The 17,133-nt window shown below is 69.8% G+C and carries 15 protein-coding genes and 1 pseudogene; 9 read left to right on the top strand and 7 right to left on the bottom strand.

Annotation, left to right across the window (positions count from 1 at the left end; genetic code table 11):
- Nucleotides 1-36 precede the first annotated feature (36 nt).
- Nucleotides 37-180, bottom strand: a complete 144-nt coding sequence (locus tag FBT69_13485; GenBank protein MDL1905801.1) for a 50S ribosomal protein L34 — start codon at nucleotides 178-180, stop codon at nucleotides 37-39.
- A 271-nt stretch (nucleotides 181-451) separates the two neighbouring features.
- Here FBT69_13485 and rnc point away from each other — a divergent pair, with 271 nt between their 5' ends.
- Nucleotides 452-1,186, top strand: coding sequence for a ribonuclease III (rnc, locus tag FBT69_13480; protein MDL1905800.1), 735 nt, complete (start codon nucleotides 452-454; stop codon nucleotides 1,184-1,186).
- A 10-nt stretch (nucleotides 1,187-1,196) separates the two neighbouring features.
- Here rnc and FBT69_13475 read toward each other — a convergent pair whose 3' ends face one another.
- Nucleotides 1,197-2,681 (bottom strand): endonuclease/exonuclease/phosphatase family protein, encoded by a 1,485-nt coding sequence (locus FBT69_13475; GenBank protein ID MDL1905799.1) that lies wholly within the window; start codon nucleotides 2,679-2,681, stop codon nucleotides 1,197-1,199.
- Between the two features lie 196 nt (nucleotides 2,682-2,877).
- Here FBT69_13475 and FBT69_13470 point away from each other — a divergent pair, with 196 nt between their 5' ends.
- Nucleotides 2,878-3,120, top strand: coding sequence for a hypothetical protein (locus FBT69_13470; GenBank protein MDL1905798.1), 243 nt, complete (start codon nucleotides 2,878-2,880; stop codon nucleotides 3,118-3,120).
- Between the two features lie 113 nt (nucleotides 3,121-3,233).
- Entirely contained in the window at nucleotides 3,234-3,827 is a 594-nt protein-coding gene (locus FBT69_13465) for a DUF4440 domain-containing protein (GenBank protein ID MDL1905797.1), read from the top strand.
- A 13-nt stretch (nucleotides 3,828-3,840) separates the two neighbouring features.
- On the opposite strand, the gene FBT69_13460 is transcribed toward FBT69_13465, so the two are convergent.
- On the bottom strand, nucleotides 3,841-5,268 hold the full coding sequence (locus tag FBT69_13460; protein ID MDL1905796.1) for an MFS transporter: 1,428 nt from the start codon (nucleotides 5,266-5,268) through the stop codon (nucleotides 3,841-3,843).
- 73 nt (nucleotides 5,269-5,341) lie between these two features.
- Between FBT69_13460 and FBT69_13455 the strand changes: the two genes are divergently transcribed.
- The gene (locus FBT69_13455) at nucleotides 5,342-6,172 is read left to right on the top strand and encodes a methyltransferase domain-containing protein (GenBank protein ID MDL1905795.1); all 831 of its coding nucleotides are present in this window, start codon (nucleotides 5,342-5,344) and stop codon (nucleotides 6,170-6,172) included.
- A 146-nt stretch (nucleotides 6,173-6,318) separates the two neighbouring features.
- Here FBT69_13455 and FBT69_13450 read toward each other — a convergent pair whose 3' ends face one another.
- The gene (locus FBT69_13450) at nucleotides 6,319-7,443 is read right to left on the bottom strand and encodes a N(4)-(beta-N-acetylglucosaminyl)-L-asparaginase (GenBank protein ID MDL1905794.1); all 1,125 of its coding nucleotides are present in this window, start codon (nucleotides 7,441-7,443) and stop codon (nucleotides 6,319-6,321) included.
- A 184-nt stretch (nucleotides 7,444-7,627) separates the two neighbouring features.
- Nucleotides 7,628-7,699 (bottom strand): annotated as a pseudogene (locus FBT69_13445) (septum formation inhibitor).
- Between the two features lie 366 nt (nucleotides 7,700-8,065).
- Here FBT69_13445 and FBT69_13440 point away from each other — a divergent pair.
- From FBT69_13440 to FBT69_13425, 4 genes are all read left to right on the top strand, one after another.
- Nucleotides 8,066-9,271: an efflux RND transporter periplasmic adaptor subunit gene (locus FBT69_13440; protein ID MDL1905793.1), complete on the top strand. Its 1,206-nt coding sequence runs from the start codon at nucleotides 8,066-8,068 to the stop codon at nucleotides 9,269-9,271.
- The gene (locus FBT69_13435) at nucleotides 9,268-12,672 is read left to right on the top strand and encodes an efflux RND transporter permease subunit (GenBank protein ID MDL1905792.1); all 3,405 of its coding nucleotides are present in this window, start codon (nucleotides 9,268-9,270) and stop codon (nucleotides 12,670-12,672) included. Before FBT69_13440 ends, FBT69_13435 begins: the two co-directional genes overlap by 4 nt.
- A 178-nt stretch (nucleotides 12,673-12,850) precedes the next feature.
- Entirely contained in the window at nucleotides 12,851-13,210 is a 360-nt protein-coding gene (locus tag FBT69_13430) for an Hpt domain-containing protein (protein MDL1905791.1), read from the top strand.
- A gap of 52 nt (nucleotides 13,211-13,262) precedes the next feature.
- A complete protein-coding gene (locus FBT69_13425; protein MDL1905790.1) occupies nucleotides 13,263-14,213 on the top strand; it encodes a diguanylate cyclase in 951 nt (316 codons plus the stop codon).
- A gap of 94 nt (nucleotides 14,214-14,307) precedes the next feature.
- Here the strand turns inward: FBT69_13425 and FBT69_13420 are convergent, their stop codons facing one another.
- Nucleotides 14,308-14,958 (bottom strand): acyloxyacyl hydrolase, encoded by a 651-nt coding sequence (locus FBT69_13420; protein ID MDL1905789.1) that lies wholly within the window; start codon nucleotides 14,956-14,958, stop codon nucleotides 14,308-14,310.
- The gene (locus FBT69_13415) at nucleotides 14,955-15,977 is read right to left on the bottom strand and encodes a ketopantoate reductase family protein (GenBank protein MDL1905788.1); all 1,023 of its coding nucleotides are present in this window, start codon (nucleotides 15,975-15,977) and stop codon (nucleotides 14,955-14,957) included. Before FBT69_13415 ends, FBT69_13420 begins: the two co-directional genes overlap by 4 nt.
- A 74-nt stretch (nucleotides 15,978-16,051) precedes the next feature.
- Between FBT69_13415 and pdxH the strand changes: the two genes are divergently transcribed.
- Nucleotides 16,052-16,804: a pyridoxamine 5'-phosphate oxidase gene (gene pdxH, locus FBT69_13410; GenBank protein ID MDL1905787.1), complete on the top strand. Its 753-nt coding sequence runs from the start codon at nucleotides 16,052-16,054 to the stop codon at nucleotides 16,802-16,804.
- Nucleotides 16,805-17,133 lie beyond the last annotated feature (329 nt).

The raw sequence follows: 17,133 nt of genomic DNA, 5'->3' as shown, positions 1-17,133 counted from the left end.
GCGGCGGGCGTTCGGGGTTCGACCAGTTGTACGCGGTCAGTTGGCGTCGCGGACATTGACGGAGCGGCCGACTCGGCGCTTCCGGCTCAGGGTCTTGCGGCCGTTGCGGGTGCGCATCCGCGCCCGGAAGCCGGACTTTCGTGCCCGCTTGATCTTGCTGGCTCGGCGTGGGTAATGCATGGAAGCCTCCGCGAACGGGCGGTTCGCCCGTGGGGGAGGAATATAGGCCCTGTTGGGGGCGTCGGCCAGCGGCGAATCCGGCGCGAAACCCTTGGTGTAGCGAGGCCCGTTTCGTAGACTGCGCTCGGCGGGGCGATCCCGCCCGCATCGGGCGTGTGCGCCCGCGGCCTGGACGCCGGCGGAGGCGACCTGGCAGCGAGCGTTCGCGTCCGTGGCGAATCCGAAAGGATCGGCTGCACCGGTGCGCCCCTGCGCCGGGCGTTCCGCGACCATGGACGAAGCCCACCGCGTTCGTGCCGAAGCCGTGATCGGTCACCGGTTCCGCGATCCGGGGCTGCTGTGCCGCGCGCTGACGCACGCTTCGGTGGCGGAATCGCGCGTGGAGTCGAACGAGCGGCTGGAGTTTCTGGGCGACGCGGTGCTGGGGATGGTTGCGTGTGAGCGCATCTTCCGGCGTTTCCCGACACTGCTCGAAGGGGAGATGACGAAGATCAAGTCGGCGGCGGTGTCCCGTCGGGCGTGCACGCAGATCGCGCGTTCGCTGGGGTTGCAGGAGTTGCTGATCTTGGGGAAGGGGATGCAGTCTTCGACGCAGCCCCCGTCGCTGGCGGCGGCGGTGCTCGAAGCGGTGATCGGGGCGGTGTACGTGGACGCGGGGTACGAGGCGGCGGCGGCGTTCATCGGGCCGCACATCGATCCGATCATCGAGCGGGCGGCACAGAGCGGGCACCAGCAGAACTTCAAGAGCGTGCTGCAGCAGTTCGCCCAGCAGCGGTTCGATGGGACGCCGGTGTATCGCACGCTCGACGAGAAGGGGCCGGACCACGCCAAGGCGTTCAAGGTGTGCGTGGAGATCGATTCGAGGCGTTTCGAGCCGGCGTGGGGGCAGAGCAAGAAGCAGGCGGAGCAGCAGGCTGCGCTGCTCGCACTGCGTGCGCTGGGCGTGGCGGTCGAGGACGGAGAGGGAGACGTGCGGATCGTGGAGAGCGTGGGCGCGCCGAAGTAGCGGGGCGCGTCTATCTCGGCATGACGTCGATGACGAGGGGGCGGTGGTCGCTGGCGGCGGTGTCGGTGCGGTCGAGGCCGATGCGTTGGAGGGAGGCGTCGGAGAGGCGCGCGGTGTCAAGGACGAAGGCGTTGACGATGCGCCCGCCGCCGACGAGGGCGAAGTCGAGACGTCCCGGTGAGAACTCGCTCCTGGGGTCGGTCCAGGTATAGAAGGCGGCGTCGCCGAGGACGCTGGGGGCGGCGACGGCGAGATCGGCGCCGCCCGAGGCGAGGCCCGCGGCGAGCTTGTCCAGGGGCGTGCGGCTGCCGACAAGATTGACGTCTCCGGCGATCACGATCGCATCGTGCTGTATGCCGGTGAGCGCGTCGGCGAGCGTGGCGTTGATGAGGCGTGCCTCGGCGGCGCGCTGAGCGTCTTCGGGGCCGTCCGCGCCGCCGCAGCACTTGAGGTGGAGCGAGGCGAGCGCGATTGGCCCGGCGGTCGTGTGGGCGACCGCGCCGATGAAGCGGACGGGAGTGTCGTGCCCCGGGAGTTCGAGGCGCGCGGGTCCGAGCGGTTCGAGGGGATGCTTGGAGACGATGCCGACGCCCCATCCGTCGCCGGTGCGGGTGTGCCAGGGGCGGCCGTCGGAAGCGGGGAGCGAAGCGGTGAACCAGCCGCGGAGTTGGCCCGGTGTGTCGAGGGTCCATTCCTGCACGAGGACGACGTCCGGTTCGAGGGCGAGGATGACGTTGGCGAAGGGACCGGCGTTGCGCATGGGGGAGGCGTGCTCGACGTTCCAGGAGACGATGCGGATCGCGCCGCGGGGCTTGCGGGGAAGGTCGGCATCGCCGAGATGCGGCGTGCCCGCGGCGGGGCCGAGCGCGACGGTGAACGGGTCGGACCAGCCTGCGACGTGTCCGTCGGCGCCGTGCAGGACGATCATGCCCGAGGCGCGGCCGTCGGTGGCGAGGCCTGCGCCGGGCAGGCCGTCGGGAAGGATGCGGCTGAGACGGAGTTCGTACCAGTCGGCGGCGTGCGTCGGCGCGACGAGGAGGTCGATGTCGGCGTGAGAGAGCGTGCGTGGGCCGTCGGAAGTGTGCGCGATGACGGCGACGCCTCGCCCAGGCGAGCCGTCGTCTCGCCTGGGCGAGAATCGAACTTCGAGATCGACGCCGAGTGTGTTCTTCGGCTCTTCAACGCGCGTGCCGGTGGTGGCATCGGCGTCGGCGTCAATGAGGACGGTGAGCGTCTCGTGCGAGGCCTGGAGGGCGCGTGGCGTGCCCTCGACCGCGAGGCGGAGGTAGAGGTAGTGGGCATCCGCGAGAGCGGCCTTGTCGGCGGGCCAGTCGTCGATGCTGCCGTCGAGGGTGATGGCGAGCGGCGCGGCTGGCGTGCGCTGGATCGGTGCAAGGAGGCTTCGTCCGCCGTTGTCGGAGGTGCCGCAGCCTGTGAAGGCGACAAGACAGGCAGCGAGGGTCGAAGAGAGTGCGGTTCGAGCGTGGTTGAGCATGGCGGCAGTATCGGCGGGAGGCCATCCGGTGGCAAACAGGGCAGTTGCCGGGGTTCGCCCGGGGCGGCCGTGGCGCAGAGTTCGCGCCCCGGAGCGTGAGTGGTGGACCCGAACGCCGCTTGAAGAAGCAGAGGAATGGCGGGAAACGCCGAAACCAGAAACCCCCGACGGCGATCAAGGTATCAGGAGCGCAGCCATGAACGAGTACTTTGAGACAATCGATTCGGAACGGCTCTTCGAGGCCTCCGAGGCCGTGATCAAGGCCTTGACCGAGGTCGCGGATCGGCTCACCGGGCGTTGCCCGCGTCCGGTGGACCTGATGGGGACACCCGACCAGCCCGCGTGCCTCGTGCCGTTCAGCCGGTATGAGGTCGAGGAGGCGACGGCGTTCCTCGTCCGGATGGGGTACCTCGAGTTCCGCACCAAGACCAAGGCCTGACCGGCCTTCGGGAACAGCATCTCTCCTCACTCCACGGGGCGGGGCCTTTCGAGGCCCCGCTGTCGTTTTTTGGGTGGAAGGCGAAGGGCACGAAGAGCGCGAAGGGGGAGTCGATGGGGCGAATCCGAGTACGATGCGGTTCGTCGCGCTTCACTTCGTCGCTGTGCCGCTGTGTCGCTGTGCCTTGGAGCCACATCATGCGTTGCACTCTGCTCGTCGTGCCGATCGTCGCGGTCGTATTCGGGGCGTTCGCGTTTCAGCCGGAGCGGCCGCGGCGGCTGACCGTGCGGCCGATGGCCGAGGTCATCGGCGAGACGCTGGACGACTTCCACGACGCGGCGGCGAAGGCGGACGCGGAGCGGTACTTCGGGCACTTCACCGAGGACGCGGTGTTTCTGGGGACGGATCCGACGGAACGGTGGACGGTGGAGGGGTTCCGCGCCTGGGCCAAGCCGTATTTCGAGCGTGATTCGGCGTGGACGTACCGCGCGGTCGAGCGGCACGTGACGGTCGCGCCGTGCGGGCACGCGGCGTGGTTCGACGAGGTGGTCCGCAACGAGAAGTACGGCGACCTGCGGGGCACGGGGGTGATGGTGCTGAGCGGGGGCCGGTGGCGGATCGCGCAGTACAACCTGACGTTCCAAGTGCCGAACGAGGTGGCGGGAGAGTTGCTGGACCTCGTGGAGCGGCGGAGAGCCGCGGATTGACACTCCCTTGCCACTATTCCGTCACTCGTGCCGGTGGGGCGGTTTCGACGGGTTCTTCGCGGCGGCCGCGGCCGTCGCCGAGGGCGCGTGCGAGGAGTTTGAAGCCGACGGCTCCGGCGATGCAGCAGGCGGTGCAGGCGGCGAAGGCCGATGCGCCATAGGCGGGGTCGATGGCGCGCGCGGTCTCGTAGATGCCGACGGCGATGAAGGGAGCGAGGAGGCCGCGGACGCCTGTGAGGGTGACGTGGACGCCCATGTATTGTGACGCCCTGTGTGGGGGGGCGAAGTCGAGATGTCCGAGGTTCCAGGCGAGGACGCCGCCGCCGAAGGCGAGTCCCTGCACGACGCTTGCGGCGTAGAGGAGCCAGACGGTGTGGGTGACGACGCTGAGGAGGTAGAGGGCGGAGGCGGCGACGAAGACCCAGGAGTGGACGGTGCGGAAGACGATGACGTGAACGCGGTCGAGGAGGCGTGCCCAGAGTGGGATGCTGACGGGCATCATGGCGAGGGGGACGGAGTTTGTGACGGCGATGCCGCCGAGGTACTCCATGCCGAACTCTTCCTTGACGGCGATGACGAGGAGCGGCGTGAGCATGAGGTTGCCGAGGCCGAGGAGCATCATGCAGGTCATGTAACCGGCGAAGAGGTGGTCTGCGGCGAGGAGGCGGGCCATGGCGACGGGGTTGAGGGAGGGGGCGTCGGCGTCGTTGGCGGTGGCGCGCTCGGCGGCGAGGAGGGCGCGGTGGCCGCGGATGCGCATGCGCGCCCAAGCCCAGACGCCGACGAGGGAGAGAGCGCAGCCGGCGGGGAGGAGGATGCGAAAGGCGCGCGCGTCGGCGTTCATGGCCATGCCCAGGCCGACGCCGAGCGCGGCGAGGGTGAGCACCTGCACGGTTGCGAGTTTGCCTGTGACTCGGGCGCGGACGGCGCGGGAGTAGTTCTGTCGCCAGATGGTGGAGCGGATGGTGATGAATCCGGCCCAGCAGAAGCGTGCGGCGAGGACGGCGGCGACGACAAGCCAGAGGCCGGGCTCGTTGCGCGGGGCGAGGGCGATGAGGCCGACGAGGACGATCATGGCGACCTGGAGGGCGTTGATGAAGCGGACCTTGTCGACGCCGTGGCTCAGGCGAACCCAGGCGAAACTGACGATGTTGGCGAAAGCGGTGGAGGCGGTGAGGAGAGCGACGACGAAGTTGAGAGTCTTGGGAGCAACGACGCCGTCGTAGGCGTTTTTCACGACGACGCCGACGATCGCGCTGTCGACGACGGCGAGGAGGAAGGGGAGAAAGAAGGCGGCGAGGAGTTCGCGGCGGTAGTTGGCGCGGGCGTAGGCGGGCATGGAGGCGGGGTGGAAGCCTCCCCATGACTGAACCCACGTTTCGATCCACGCTCGCCACACGCCGGAAGTCGCGTCGTGCTGAGGGCGTGCGTCGCGGGCCACGGCCAAGCGTTCGCAGGCGGACTGGCCGCGGCAAGCCTGATGGTGAGAGAGCGGTCTTTGCCTATGGTTTGTCGTGAGCGACACGGCACGCCGCGAATACGTGCTCGGCACGGACGAGGCCGAACTCGCCCGGCTGGGGTTTCAGCACCGCCTGTGGTCGGACACGGCCCACGCATTGTGGCAGGCGGCGGGCATCCGGCCGGGGATGCGGGTGCTGGACGTGGGGTGCGGGCCGGGGTATGCGTCGTTGGAACTGGCGCAGATCGTCGGTTCGACGGGCGCGCTGGTGGGCGTGGATGAGTCGGAGCCGTTTCTTGAGTTTGCGCGCGCCCGGGCGGCGCTGCTGGGCTTCGCACACGCGGACTTCCGGGTGGGCGACGCGACGGACCTCGGGTCGGCGGGGCTGCCGGAGGCGTCGTTCGACCTGGCGTATGCGCGGTGGGTGCTGTGCTTTGTGCCGGACCCGGAGGCCGTGGTGCGCGGGTTGGCGGGGCTGGTTCGGCCGGGCGGTCGCGTGGCGGTGCAGGACTACTTCAACTACGCGTCGATCACGCTCGCGCCGCGGCGGGAGGCGTTCGACACGGTGATACGGGCGGTGGTGCGGAGTTGGCGCGACCGCAAGGGCGACCCGGACGTGATGGCGAGTCTGCCGGGGCTGTTCCGGGAGCACGGCTTCCGCGTGGAACTGCTGCGGCCGACGAAGGTTCTGGCGAGGCCGGGGGAGAGCATGTGGCACTGGCCGGACTCGTTCTGGCGGAGTTTCCTGCCGCGGCTGGAGAAGATGGGGTACGTGAGCGCGGCGGAACGGGGTGCGTTCGAGCATGCGTGGGCGGAGGCGTCGGCGGACCCGGACACGTTCATGCTGCTGCCGACGGTGTTCGACCTGGTGGTGGTGAAGATGTGATCCGGCCGTTCGAGACGTCGATCGCAGCAACCGATCGTGCCACCGAGGTCGGCTCTGCGACCTCGATGTGCTGCGCGCTGGACGGATGCGCATCCCACCGATTTCGGCTCACAGCAGCCGAGGTCGGTGGCGCGCCCGCGCATTGTTCATCTCTCGAACAGCCACTCGCAGGGGAGGACGCGTGCGCCCTGGCCGTCCTGGACGGCGAAGGTACCGCCTTTCCGGATGCACGCGCCGCCGTATGCGCCGTCTTTTCGGAGTGCATAGAAGGAAACGCTGAAGTTGGGTCGGCCCTGGTCGTCGAGGAGTCGCGGCTCGCGGGTGCGGTCGACGATGCGTTTGCAGGCCTTGAGGCAGGCTTCGGTGGGGGTAAGGCCGTCGTCCATGGAGCGGACGATCTCGTAGGCGCCGAGTGTCTGGATGACAGCCTCGCCGCGGCCGGTGGAGCCTGCGGAGCCGACGGCGTTATCGCAGTAGAGACCGCAGCCGATGAGGGGTGAATCGCCGACGCGGCCGGGGAGTTTCCAGGAGAGGCCGCTGGTGGTGGTGGTGCATCCGAGGTCACCCGCGGCGTTGAGGGCGGAGCAGTGGATGGTGCCCCAGGTGAAGGGGACGTCGGTTCGCCAAGGTTCGGGGCCGGTGCGTGAGTCGCCGCGGCGGTCCCCCCCCCCGAGTGGCTGCTGGTCGCGGTCGAGCCACTTGTCGTCCTTGTTGAGGTCGGCCTTCCATCGGAGCCAGGCCTGCCGGGCCTCCTCGGTGAGGAGGTTCTCTTCCTTGAAGCCGATGGCGAGGGCGAAGCGGAGCGCGCCCTCGCCGACGAGCAGGACGTGGTCGGTGCGGCGGAGGACTTCGAGTGCGACCATGGCCGGGTTCTTGATGCGTTCGAGGCAGGCGACCGCGCCGGCGCGGTGGAGCGGGCCGTCCATGACGGCGGCGTCGAGTTGCACGACGCCCTCCTCATTGGGGAGTCCGCCGTAGCCGACGCTCATGTCGTTGGGGTCGTCTTCGTTGATCTTGACGCCGTGGACGGCGGCGACGACGGGGCGTTCGCCGGCCTGCATGAGTTCAAAGACGCGAGCGACGCAGTCGCGTCCGTTGCCGGAGGCGATGGCGCACGGGCCGCGGTGCTTCTCGCCGGGGCGGTCGGCGGCGGGTTGCGTGGCGGTTGGCACGGTGGAGGCTCCTGAAGCGGGTGCGGCCGCGCCCGCGAGGCCGGATGCTCCGACGGCGGCGGCGGCCGCGAGGAACTCACGCCGATTGAAGGTGTTCATGGGGACAGTGTTGCAGAAACGGGCGATCCTGTCACGGGGGCGTGGAGGGGGGTAGGCTGTGGGGTGGAGGGGCGTGGCGGTGGGGGCAAGGAGGTCGGCATGGGACGGTACGCGAGGGTGCGGCGCGGGAACGTCGGGTTCGGGCTGATCGTGCTGCTGATCGTGCTGGCGATCGGGATGATCATCTACTTCGGGGTCGGGGGGGGGAACACGGGGCTGGCGCAGCAGGCGGCCAAGTCGCGGGACACGGCGCGGGACGTGCGCACGGCCGTCAACACGAAGCAGCTGGCGATTCTGATCGCGCAGTACCGCGAGGAGAACGGGCGGCTGCCGGCGTCGGCGGCGGAGGTGGGCGGCACGCGCGGGGTGTTCAACGACCAGTGGGGGACGGAGATGCGCCTTGACTTCGTCGAGCGGCCGGGGTTCAACACGCGGGTGGTGTTCGTGAGCGCGGGGCCGGACGGTGAGTTCGGGACGGGCGACGACGCGCGGTACGAGGAGGAGTTGCCGTTCTGAGGGGTGGCGCCTCGTTGAACCGGCCAGCGGATCAAACTCCCGAAGGGCTGGATCAGAAGAAGAGACGTGGTGGTCGCGGGGCTAGCATTGCGTCCCGTCGCGTGGGATGCGTTCCGGGTGCGGGCGTATGCGGGGATGGAGTCCAGCGACGATGCGATGGCAGATCGGGTTGTGGGCGGCCGCGGCGGCGGTGTGCGTGTCGTCGGGCGCGCGGGGGCAGGGCGGGGACGGCCCGCCGGCAACGCCCGTGCGAGCCGGCGAGGTTCGCGCGGAGCCGGTCGTCGAGAGGCGGCTGGTGACGGGTGAGTTGCGCGCGGTGAAGCGTGCGCGTGTCGCGGCGCAGGAGGAAGGGCTGGTCATCGCGCTGCCGGTACGCGAGGGGCAGACCGTGCGGGCCGGGGAGTTGCTCGCGGAACTGGACTCGCGTCGGCTTCGGCTGCTGATCTCGGAGGCGGAGGCGGACGGGGCCTTCGCGGAGGCGACGATCGAAGAGCGGCGCGAGTCGCTCGGGCAGGCGCGGCAGGAATGGGAGCGCGTGCGCAGCGCGTTCGACGCGGGCGGAGCGACGGCACGTGAGCGGCGTGACGCGGAGTGGGCGCACCGCATCGCGCAGGCGCGGCTCGCTCAGGCCGAGGCGCAGCGGCTGATGGTCGCTGCGCGGCTGGACCGGCTGCGTGAGCAGTTGGCGGACACCCGGATCGTCGCGCCTTTCGACGCGGTGGTGGTGGGGCGCCTCACCGAGATCGGGCAGTGGGTGTCGTCCGGGGATGCGGTGGCGGAGGTCGTGGCGACGGGTCGCCTGGAGGCGTGGCTGAGCGTTCCGCAGCGTTTGTTGGGGGCGGCGTCGTCGAGCGCGAACGGCGTGCTGGTGGACGTCGGCTCGGCGGGACTGACGCTGTCGGCGGTGGATCAGCGCGTGGTGCCGGACGTTGATCCTCGCTCGCGGACGTTCGTGCTTGTGGCGACGCTGGAGGCGAGCGGGGGCGTGCTGGCCCCGGGGATGTCGGTGGTCGGGTGGGTGCCCACGGGGTTGGAGGGCGAGCAGTTGACGGTGCCGAAGGATGCGGTGCTGCGGAACGACGCCGGTGCGTTCGTGTACCGCGTGTCTGGCGGGCGTGGCGGTCCTTCGCCGGCGTTCCCCGCGCCTGTGGAGGTGATGTTCCCGATGGGCGACCGGTACGTGATCGGCCCCGGCGCGCTGGCGGAGGGCGACGTGGTGGTCGTGGAAGGGAACGAACGGCTGTTCCCCGGGACGATGGTGCGGGTGGTGGATGAGACGGGGGCGGGGTCGGGGGGGGGCGGTCCGCGGTGATCCGGAAGGCGGTTGCCCAGCCCGTGACGGTCGTGGTGTGCGTCCTGCTGGTGGTGCTGGCGGGGGTGGTGTCGGTGCGCCGCATCCCGGTGCAGTTGACGCCGAACGTTGACGACACGGTGATCGCGGTGACGACGTTCTGGGAGGGCGCCAGCCCGGACGAGATCGAGCGAGAGATTGTCGAGCGGCAGGAGGAGAAGCTGCAGGGCCTGACGAACCTGCGCTCGATGACGAGCGAGAGCCAGCAGAGCCAGGGGCGGATCCGGCTGGAGTTCGCGGTGGGGACGCCGAAGGAGGTTGCGCTGCGGGAGGTGAGCGACAAGTTGCGCGAGGTGTCGCGTTACCCGCAGAACGCGGAGGAGCCGGTGGTGCAGGCGACGGACCCGGACAACCGGGACTACATCGCGTGGATCATCTTTTCGACGACGGACCCGACGCTGGACATCCGCACGCTGCAGGACTTCGCGGAGGACAACATCAAACCCGTGCTGGAGCGGGTGGAGGGCGTGTCGGAGGTGAACGTGCTGGGGGGGCGTGAGCGCGAGACGCAGGTGCGTTTCGACGCGGTGCGTCTGGCGCAGCACGGGGTGACGCCGGCGGAGCTGGTGGCCGCGCTGGAGGGGACGAACCGGAACGTCTCGGCGGGCGAGGTGTACGACGCGAAGTCGAGCGTGCGTGTGCGTACGGTGAGCCAGTACACGACGGCGCGTGAGGTGGAGGAGACGGTGATCGCGCAGACGCCGGCGGGTCCGGTGCGGGTGCGCGACGTGGCGGAGGTGGTGGAGACGTACAAGAAGCCGCTGCGGTTCGTGCGGTCGCGCGGCGAGCCGGTGATCGCGATCAACGCGCAGCGTGAGCCCGGCTCGAACGTGATGCAGGTGATGGCGGGCGTGCGTGCCGCGATCGACCGGCTCAACGCATCGGGCGGCACGCTGGACGCCAAGGCGAGGAGCATGGGGCTGGACGGGACGCTTCGGCTGCGGCAGGTGTACGACCAGACGATCTACATCGAGCAGGCGCTGTCGCTGGTGCGGAGCAACCTGTGGCTGGGCGGGTCGCTGGCGGTTCTGGTGCTGCTGCTCTTCCTGCGGTCGCCCCGGCCGGTGCTGATCGTCGCGCTCGCGATCCCGATCTCCGTGATCGGAGCGGTGGTGGCGATGGTCGCGCTGGGCCGGTCGCTGAACGTGGTGAGCCTTGCGGGGATGGCGTTCGCGACGGGGATGGTGGTGGACAACGCGATCGTGGTGATTGAGAACATCTACCGGCACCTGGAGATGGGCAAGAGCCCGATGCGAGCGGCGGTGGACGGGGCGCAGGAGGTGTGGGGCGCGGTGCTGGCGGCGACACTCACGACGATCTTCGTGTTCGTCCCGGTGCTGCTGATCCGCGAGGAGGCGGGGCAGTTGTTCCGCGACATCTCGCTGGCGATCTGCGCGGCGGTGGGGCTGAGCCTGCTGGTGTCGGTGTCGGTGATCCCGACGGCGGCGGCCCGGGCGCTGCGGCCGGTGCGTGCGCGGGAAGCGAAGGCACGACCGAAGCCGGCGGGGCGCGTGCGGCGTGCGTGGCGCGCCGTGGTGGCTGTGGTGCGCGGTACGGGAGCAGCGCTGCACGCGATCCCGGACCTGATCGGGCGCATGACGCACGCGCTGCTGGGGAGCGTCGTGGCGCGGGTGCTGGTGGTCGTGGGGTTGACGGCGGCGTCGATCGTCGGGAGCCTCGCGCTGATGCCTCCGGCGGACTACCTGCCGACAGGGAACCGGAATCTCGTGTTCGGGCTGCTGATCCCGCCGCCCGGGTACAACCTCGAGCAGCAGGACCGGCTGGCGGATCGGATCGAGTCGGTGGTCAGGCCGTACTGGGAGGCGTCGGGGACGGACGAGCGCGCGCGCGCACTCCGGGCGAAGCTGCAGCCCGTGCCCGTGTTCGATTGGGCGCGGGGCGGCCCGGGCGATCCGATCGTGCCGCCGACGCTGGGGAACTACTTCCTGGTCTCGTTCGATGGGATCATGTTCCACGGCGGGATCGCGGACGATGATCGGCGCGTCGTGGACCTGATCCCGCTGTTCCAGCACGCGACGCGGCAGGAGGCGTTGCCGGGGGTGTTCGCGTTCGCGTTCCAGGTGCCGCTGTTCCGGCTCGGCGGCTCGACGGGATCGGCGATCAAGATCGATTTTTCTGGGGACGACCTGCGCGCGGTGACGGACTCGGCGGCGGCGGCGCTGGGCGCGTTGTTCGGGAAGTACGGGCCTGGTGTGGTGCAGCCCAGCCCGTCGAACTTCAACGTTTTCGGGCCTGAGATCCGGGTCAGGCCGAAGTTGCGTGAGCTGGCGGATGTCGGGATGACGCCGATGGAGCTTGCGCTGGCGGTGCAGGCGGCGGGGGACGGGGCGATCGTGGGCGAGTACCGGCTTGGGAGCGACACGATCGACCTGAAGGTGATCCTGGCGGAGGCGGTGGATCGGAGGCTGCTGGAGGGGCTGGAGGACGTGCCGGTGGCGACGCCGACGGGGCACGTGGTGCCGCTGTCGAGCGTGGCGGACTTTGAACGGACGGTTGCGCCGCCACAGATCAACCACGTCGGTCGTCAGCGGTCGGTGACGCTGCAGTTCACGCCGCCGCCGGGGCTGCCGCTGGAGCGTGCGGTGGATGAGATCGAGGCGCTGCTGGCGGAGATGCGTGCGGACGGTCGGATCGCACCCGGCGTGGCGACGGGGTACGCGGGATCGGCGAGCAAGTTGCGTGCGGTGCAGAGCGCGCTGCTGGGCGACGGGACGCTGCTGGGTGCGCTGGAGAGTTCGCTGGTGCTGGCTCTGGCGACGGTGTATCTGCTGATGTGCATCCTGTTCCAGAGTTTCCTCAGGCCGCTGGTGATCATGTTCAGTGTGCCGCTGGCGACGCTGGGTGGGTTCGCCGCGCTGGCCGTCGTGCACGCGTGGAGCGTGAAGGACCGCTACCTGCCGGTGCAGTCGATGGACGTGCTGACGATGCTGGGGTTCATCATTCTGATCGGCGTGGTGGTGAACAACGCGATCCTGATCGTGCACCAGTCGCTGAACTTCATGCGTGGGAGCGAGGATGCGCCGGCGATGGAGCCGCGCAGGGCGATCGCGGAGGCCGTGAAGTCGCGCGTGCGCCCGATCTTCATGGGGACGCTGACGTCGGTGGGCGGGATGGCGCCACTGGTGCTGATGCCGGGGTCGGGGTCGGAGTTGTACCGCGGGCTGGGGAGCGTGGTGGTCGGTGGGCTGCTGGTCTCGACGGTGTTCACGCTGCTGCTGGTGCCGATGCTTTTCAGCCTGTTGACGGATGCGCAGGTTGCGCTGAGACGTGTGCATGAGGCTCGCCGGGGCGCGGCGGCGGCAGTCGGAGCGGGCGCGACGATGAGTCCGGATGAGAAGTAGGAGAAGCGGAGACGGGGCCTGCAAGGCCCGGCCCCAGGAGGAGTTCTCGGGCGTTGGAGCGGGGATCGGCAGTGGGGTGGTCGGGTGTGTGTGGGTCGTGCGGGGACAGTTATTGCGAGCGGGTTGGAGGGGTGAACTCCCGGAGTGGGGCAGTCGATGAGTTCGGTGGAGGTGCTTCATGGCCCAGCCGAACCCGTCGTGGGGCGCGTTGCCGCCGTTGCCGAGCCTGTACGCGAACGACCCGGCGATGAAAGAGGTGGTGGAGGAGTTCATCGGTGACATCCCCGAGCGTGTGCGGAGCATCCGCACGGCGTTCGAGTCCGGGAACCGCGTGGACCTGACGCGGCTGGCGCACCAGCTTCGCGGGGCCGGGGCGGGGTACGGGTATCCCGCGCTGACGTCGGCGGCCGGCGCGCTCGAGGACCAGTTGCGCGCGCTGCCGAACGACGGTGCGATCGCGGCAGTCGCGCAGGAGGTGGACGAGTTGATCATGCTCTGCGAGCGGGCGGCGCAGGGAGGGAGGAACGGCTCGAACTGATCGTGGATCCGCGGTTGAGTGACGACGCGCTGGGCTGGGGGACGACGAACCGATGGAACCCGAGGCGAACAGGCACGAGGACGCGCAGCCGGTCGCGCTGGTGATCGATGATTCGGCGGACGTGCACCGTCTGTTGCGAGCGCGACTGAAGCCGGAAGGCCTTCAGCTGCTGCAGGCGCTGAGCGGACCCGAGGGGCTTGCGCTGGCTTCGTCGAACCCTCCGGCGGTGGTGCTGCTGGACCTGGACATGCCGGAGATGGACGGGTTCGAGGTGCTCCGGAACCTGAAGGAGAACGCGGCAACACAGCACATTCCCGTGATCGTGCTGTCGGGGCTTCAAAGCCCGCAGGACAAGGTGACGGCGTTCGACCTGGGTGCGGTGGACTACGTGACCAAGCCGTTCGACCTCACGGAGCTGCGCGTGCGAGTGCGGGCCGCGCTGAGGCTGAGCCAGTTGCTGACGATGCTGTCGCAGCGAGCGCAGATCGATGGCATGACGGGCCTGTGGAACCGCGCGCACTTCGACAAGCGCTGGCCCGACGAGGTGTCGGGGTGCGTGCGGCACGTTCGCGCGCTCTCGATGGCGATCCTGGACATGGACCACTTCAAGTCCGTGAACGACACGTACGGGCACCCGGCGGGCGACGCGGTGATCCAGGGGATGGCGACGCTGCTGCAGCGCGAGTGCCGACAGTCGGACGTGGCGTGCCGGATGGGGGGCGAGGAGTTCGCGGTCATCATGCCCGACACGAGCGTCGAGGCGGCGCTGGTGCTGTGCGAGCGAATCCGCGCGGGATTCGAACAGCACGTCTGGCAGCGGCACCCCGAACGCCACGTCACGACCTCGATCGGGCTTGTGGGCTCGTCGGGATCGGCGACACTCTCGGCAGAGGAGTGGATCGAGGCGGCGGACCAGAACCTCTACCGGGCAAAGGCGGAGGGGCGTAACCGCGTCGTCGCGACGGACGTGACGCCCAGCGTGAAACTCGCCAAGGCAGGGTGACGCTCTCTTTGATCTCGGGACTCACTCGGGGACTCGCTCATCCCGGGCGTGTTCGAGCGTGCGCTCATCGCGGGCGTGTTTGAGGATGTCGAGGTCAGAAGGGGAAGGCGACGCCCGCGTAGAACATGGGGGCATCGCGTGAGGGGTTCTCGTCCTGGCCGTTGATGCGTGCGTTGGAGATGTGGTGCCAGCGGACGCCGAGGATGAGGCGTGCGCCGTCGTCGGTGATTCGTCGGGTGACGCCGGCGCCGGCACGGGGCATGAGGTTGACGTTCGTGCCTCCCTGGGGTACGTCGTCGGTGTTGAGGAGGAGTCCGATGCCGGCGTCGGCGTAGACGGTCCACGCGAGGTCTTCGGACTTGATGAAGTGCCATCGGAAGACGAGGTTCGGGTTGAATCCGTAGGCGTTGTCGTGGGGCTGATCGTGGTACCAGCCGCCGAGTTCGAGCATCATCTCGACGTCGTCCACGAGGAACCTGCTCCAGGCGATGTAGGCGTTGTAGTCGGTGTTGTCGGAGAAATCCGGCGCGACGCCGCCGCCGATGGTGAGCCAGGTGGAGCCGGCGCGGGTGAACTCGCCGGGATTGCGCCACCAGTTCGTGGATGGTGTGCCGGGTGCGGTGTTGTCGGGTTGAAACTCGACACGAGCGGGCGCGGCGGAGAGGCGGTAAGCGTCGTCGTCGGCGGCCGCTGGTGCGCCGAGGCACGCTGCCAGGGCAACGGCACAGGTTCGTGGGGCGATCATGGAGGGGAGGGTAGCGTCGGCGCGGGGTGCGCGGCGTCGTGGTAGACCTTCCAGTCGAAGGTCTCGATCAGGGCGTTGACGATCTCGTGCGTGGGCGTGGGGACACCGACGCGCCGCGCGTGCTCGATGATCTGGCGGTTGAGTTGGCCGACCTCGCTCTCGCGGCCGAGGCGGACGTCCTCGACCATGCTGGGCGTGTGGTCCGAGGCACGCCGGAGCAGGATGCGGGCGGCGGCAAGGTAGTCGTCGCCGAGGGGGAGGCCCTCGGCGCGGGCGACGGCCGCACCCTCGGCGAGCAGGCGTTCGACGATCATCGAGGCGGGTGAGTCGAGCACGGGTCCGATGCCCGCGTTGACCAGCGCGGCGACCGGGTTCATCGCGGCGTTGACGACGGCCTTTTCCCACACGCGGCGCTCAATGGCAGGCTCGTAGGTGGTCTCGAGGCCAGCACGGCTGAGGAGGGCGGCGATGGCGCGGCAGACCGGCTCGTGGGCCGGCTCGATGGATCCGATGGCGTGCGGAGGCGCGTTCAACGTGACGCGAACTTCTCCGGTGGCGGGGTGCATGGTTGCGCCGAAGCCGAGGACCATGCGCAGCACGCCGGCATGGGCGAGCAGGTCGGCGAGCTGGCGGCCAGGCTCGATGCCGTTCTGGTAGCTGACGACGAAGAGTCCCGCGGGCTGGTCGGCCAGGCGCGGCAGGAGTGGGCGCAGGTCGGCGGCGACGCCGGGGATGGCCGTCGTCTTCGTTGCGACGAAGATCGCGCTCGCGCCCCCGATGGCGACAAGATCGTCGAGGCGACGGACAACGATGGGAGCGGCCCGGGCCTCGATCTGACCCGTGGTGCGCGCGCCGTCACGGACCAGCTGCGCGGCACGCTCCGGGCTGCGCGCGACGACGACGATCGGGACGACGCGGCCGAGGATCGCGGCGAGGCTGGTGCCCATCGCCCCCGCGCCGATGACGGCGATGCGGCGGAGCTCCCAGCGGGCGGGGTCGGGATGGATGAGGGCGCGCATTTCGGATAAGTATATCAACTATTCTTCCCCGGGGCGAGTGTGGACGGGGGCGAGCGGCGTGTGGACGATGGTTCGTGTTTGGGCAGGAAGCGGGGTGCCGAGTGGACGACGCGTGGTCGCTGGGAGGGCTGGATGGCGGGCTACCGGAGGAACTGCCGTCCTCGCCGATGGCGATGCTGAGGGCGTGGTTCGACGAGGGGCTGCGCGCGAAGGCGACGCCGAATCCGGACGCGATGGTGCTGGCGACGGCCGGAGAGGGGGGGCCTTCGGCGCGGGTGGTGCTCTGCCGCGGCATCAGCGTCGAGGACGGGTACCTGGTGTTCTACACGAACTACGAGAGCCGTAAGGGACGCGAGTGCGAGGTGAGCGGACGGGCTGCGGCCGTTTTCCACTGGGACCACGCCGAGCGGCAGGCGCGCGTCGAGGGCGTGGTGGTGCGCTCGCCCGCCGAGGAGAGCGACGTCTACTTCCGGCGTCGTCCGCTCCTCTCGCGCCTCGGCGCATGGGCGAGCGAGCAGAGCCGCCCGATGCCCTCGCGCGCGGCGCTGCTCGAACGGACGCGCGAGGTGATGGAGCGCTTCGGCATCACGCCCATGCACCTGCTGGGGGAGGGGGGGGAGGTTGAGATCCCCCGCCCGCCGCACTGGGGCGGGTTCCGGCTGTGGGCGACGAGCGTGGAGTTGTGGGTGGGGGGCGACGGCAGGCTGCACGACCGGGCGGTGTGGAGGCGCGAGGTGGGCGACCCGCCGCGCGGAGGGGGGGCGTGGGAGGCGCGGCGGTTGTTTCGACGGGGGTGCCGATCCAGACGACGGCCTGGGTGCGGGTGAAGGTGGCGCGGCCGGCGACGTAGACACGCCCGGCGCGGATGGCGATGTCGTCGGCGTTCGAGCCGCTCGGCGAGCCGGGGACGTACTGGTGCAGGTCGTGGAAACTGTCGGGGTCGTCGCCGAACCAGATGCCGGCGCGCCCGTTGGATCGGCCCACGTGCAGATCGCCCGTGGTGGCGAACATGTAGGAGTTCTTGTTGGGATGGAAGGAGGGGTGCATGTCGATCCAGCTCTCGGGCGTGTCGCGCCAGAGGATGGCGTGGTCCCTGAGGGGCTGGAAGAGCAGGGCGCTCCCGACCTGCGCTCCGGGCGCCATGCCGTTGATCTGC

Origin of the sequence: Synechococcales cyanobacterium CNB (assembly GCA_030263455.1) — a bacterium.
GTDB lineage: Bacteria > Planctomycetota > Phycisphaerae > Phycisphaerales > UBA1924 > CAADGN01.
Note: the sequence above shows the minus strand (reverse complement) of the source record. Positions and strands in the feature narration are given on the sequence as shown.

Coding starts and splice junctions, on each gene's coding strand:
- FBT69_13485 (MDL1905801.1), bottom strand. CDS start 180: ATGCATTACCCACGCCGAGCCAGCAAGATCAAGCGGGCACGAAAGTCC.
- rnc (MDL1905800.1), top strand. CDS start 452: ATGGACGAAGCCCACCGCGTTCGTGCCGAAGCCGTGATCGGTCACCGG.
- FBT69_13475 (MDL1905799.1), bottom strand. CDS start 2,681: ATGCTCAACCACGCTCGAACCGCACTCTCTTCGACCCTCGCTGCCTGT.
- FBT69_13470 (MDL1905798.1), top strand. CDS start 2,878: ATGAACGAGTACTTTGAGACAATCGATTCGGAACGGCTCTTCGAGGCC.
- FBT69_13465 (MDL1905797.1), top strand. CDS start 3,234: ATGGGGCGAATCCGAGTACGATGCGGTTCGTCGCGCTTCACTTCGTCG.
- FBT69_13450 (MDL1905794.1), bottom strand. CDS start 7,443: ATGAACACCTTCAATCGGCGTGAGTTCCTCGCGGCCGCCGCCGCCGTC.
- FBT69_13440 (MDL1905793.1), top strand. CDS start 8,066: ATGCGTTCCGGGTGCGGGCGTATGCGGGGATGGAGTCCAGCGACGATG.
- FBT69_13430 (MDL1905791.1), top strand. CDS start 12,851: ATGGCCCAGCCGAACCCGTCGTGGGGCGCGTTGCCGCCGTTGCCGAGC.
- FBT69_13425 (MDL1905790.1), top strand. CDS start 13,263: ATGGAACCCGAGGCGAACAGGCACGAGGACGCGCAGCCGGTCGCGCTG.
- FBT69_13420 (MDL1905789.1), bottom strand. CDS start 14,958: ATGATCGCCCCACGAACCTGTGCCGTTGCCCTGGCAGCGTGCCTCGGC.
- FBT69_13415 (MDL1905788.1), bottom strand. CDS start 15,977: ATGCGCGCCCTCATCCATCCCGACCCCGCCCGCTGGGAGCTCCGCCGC.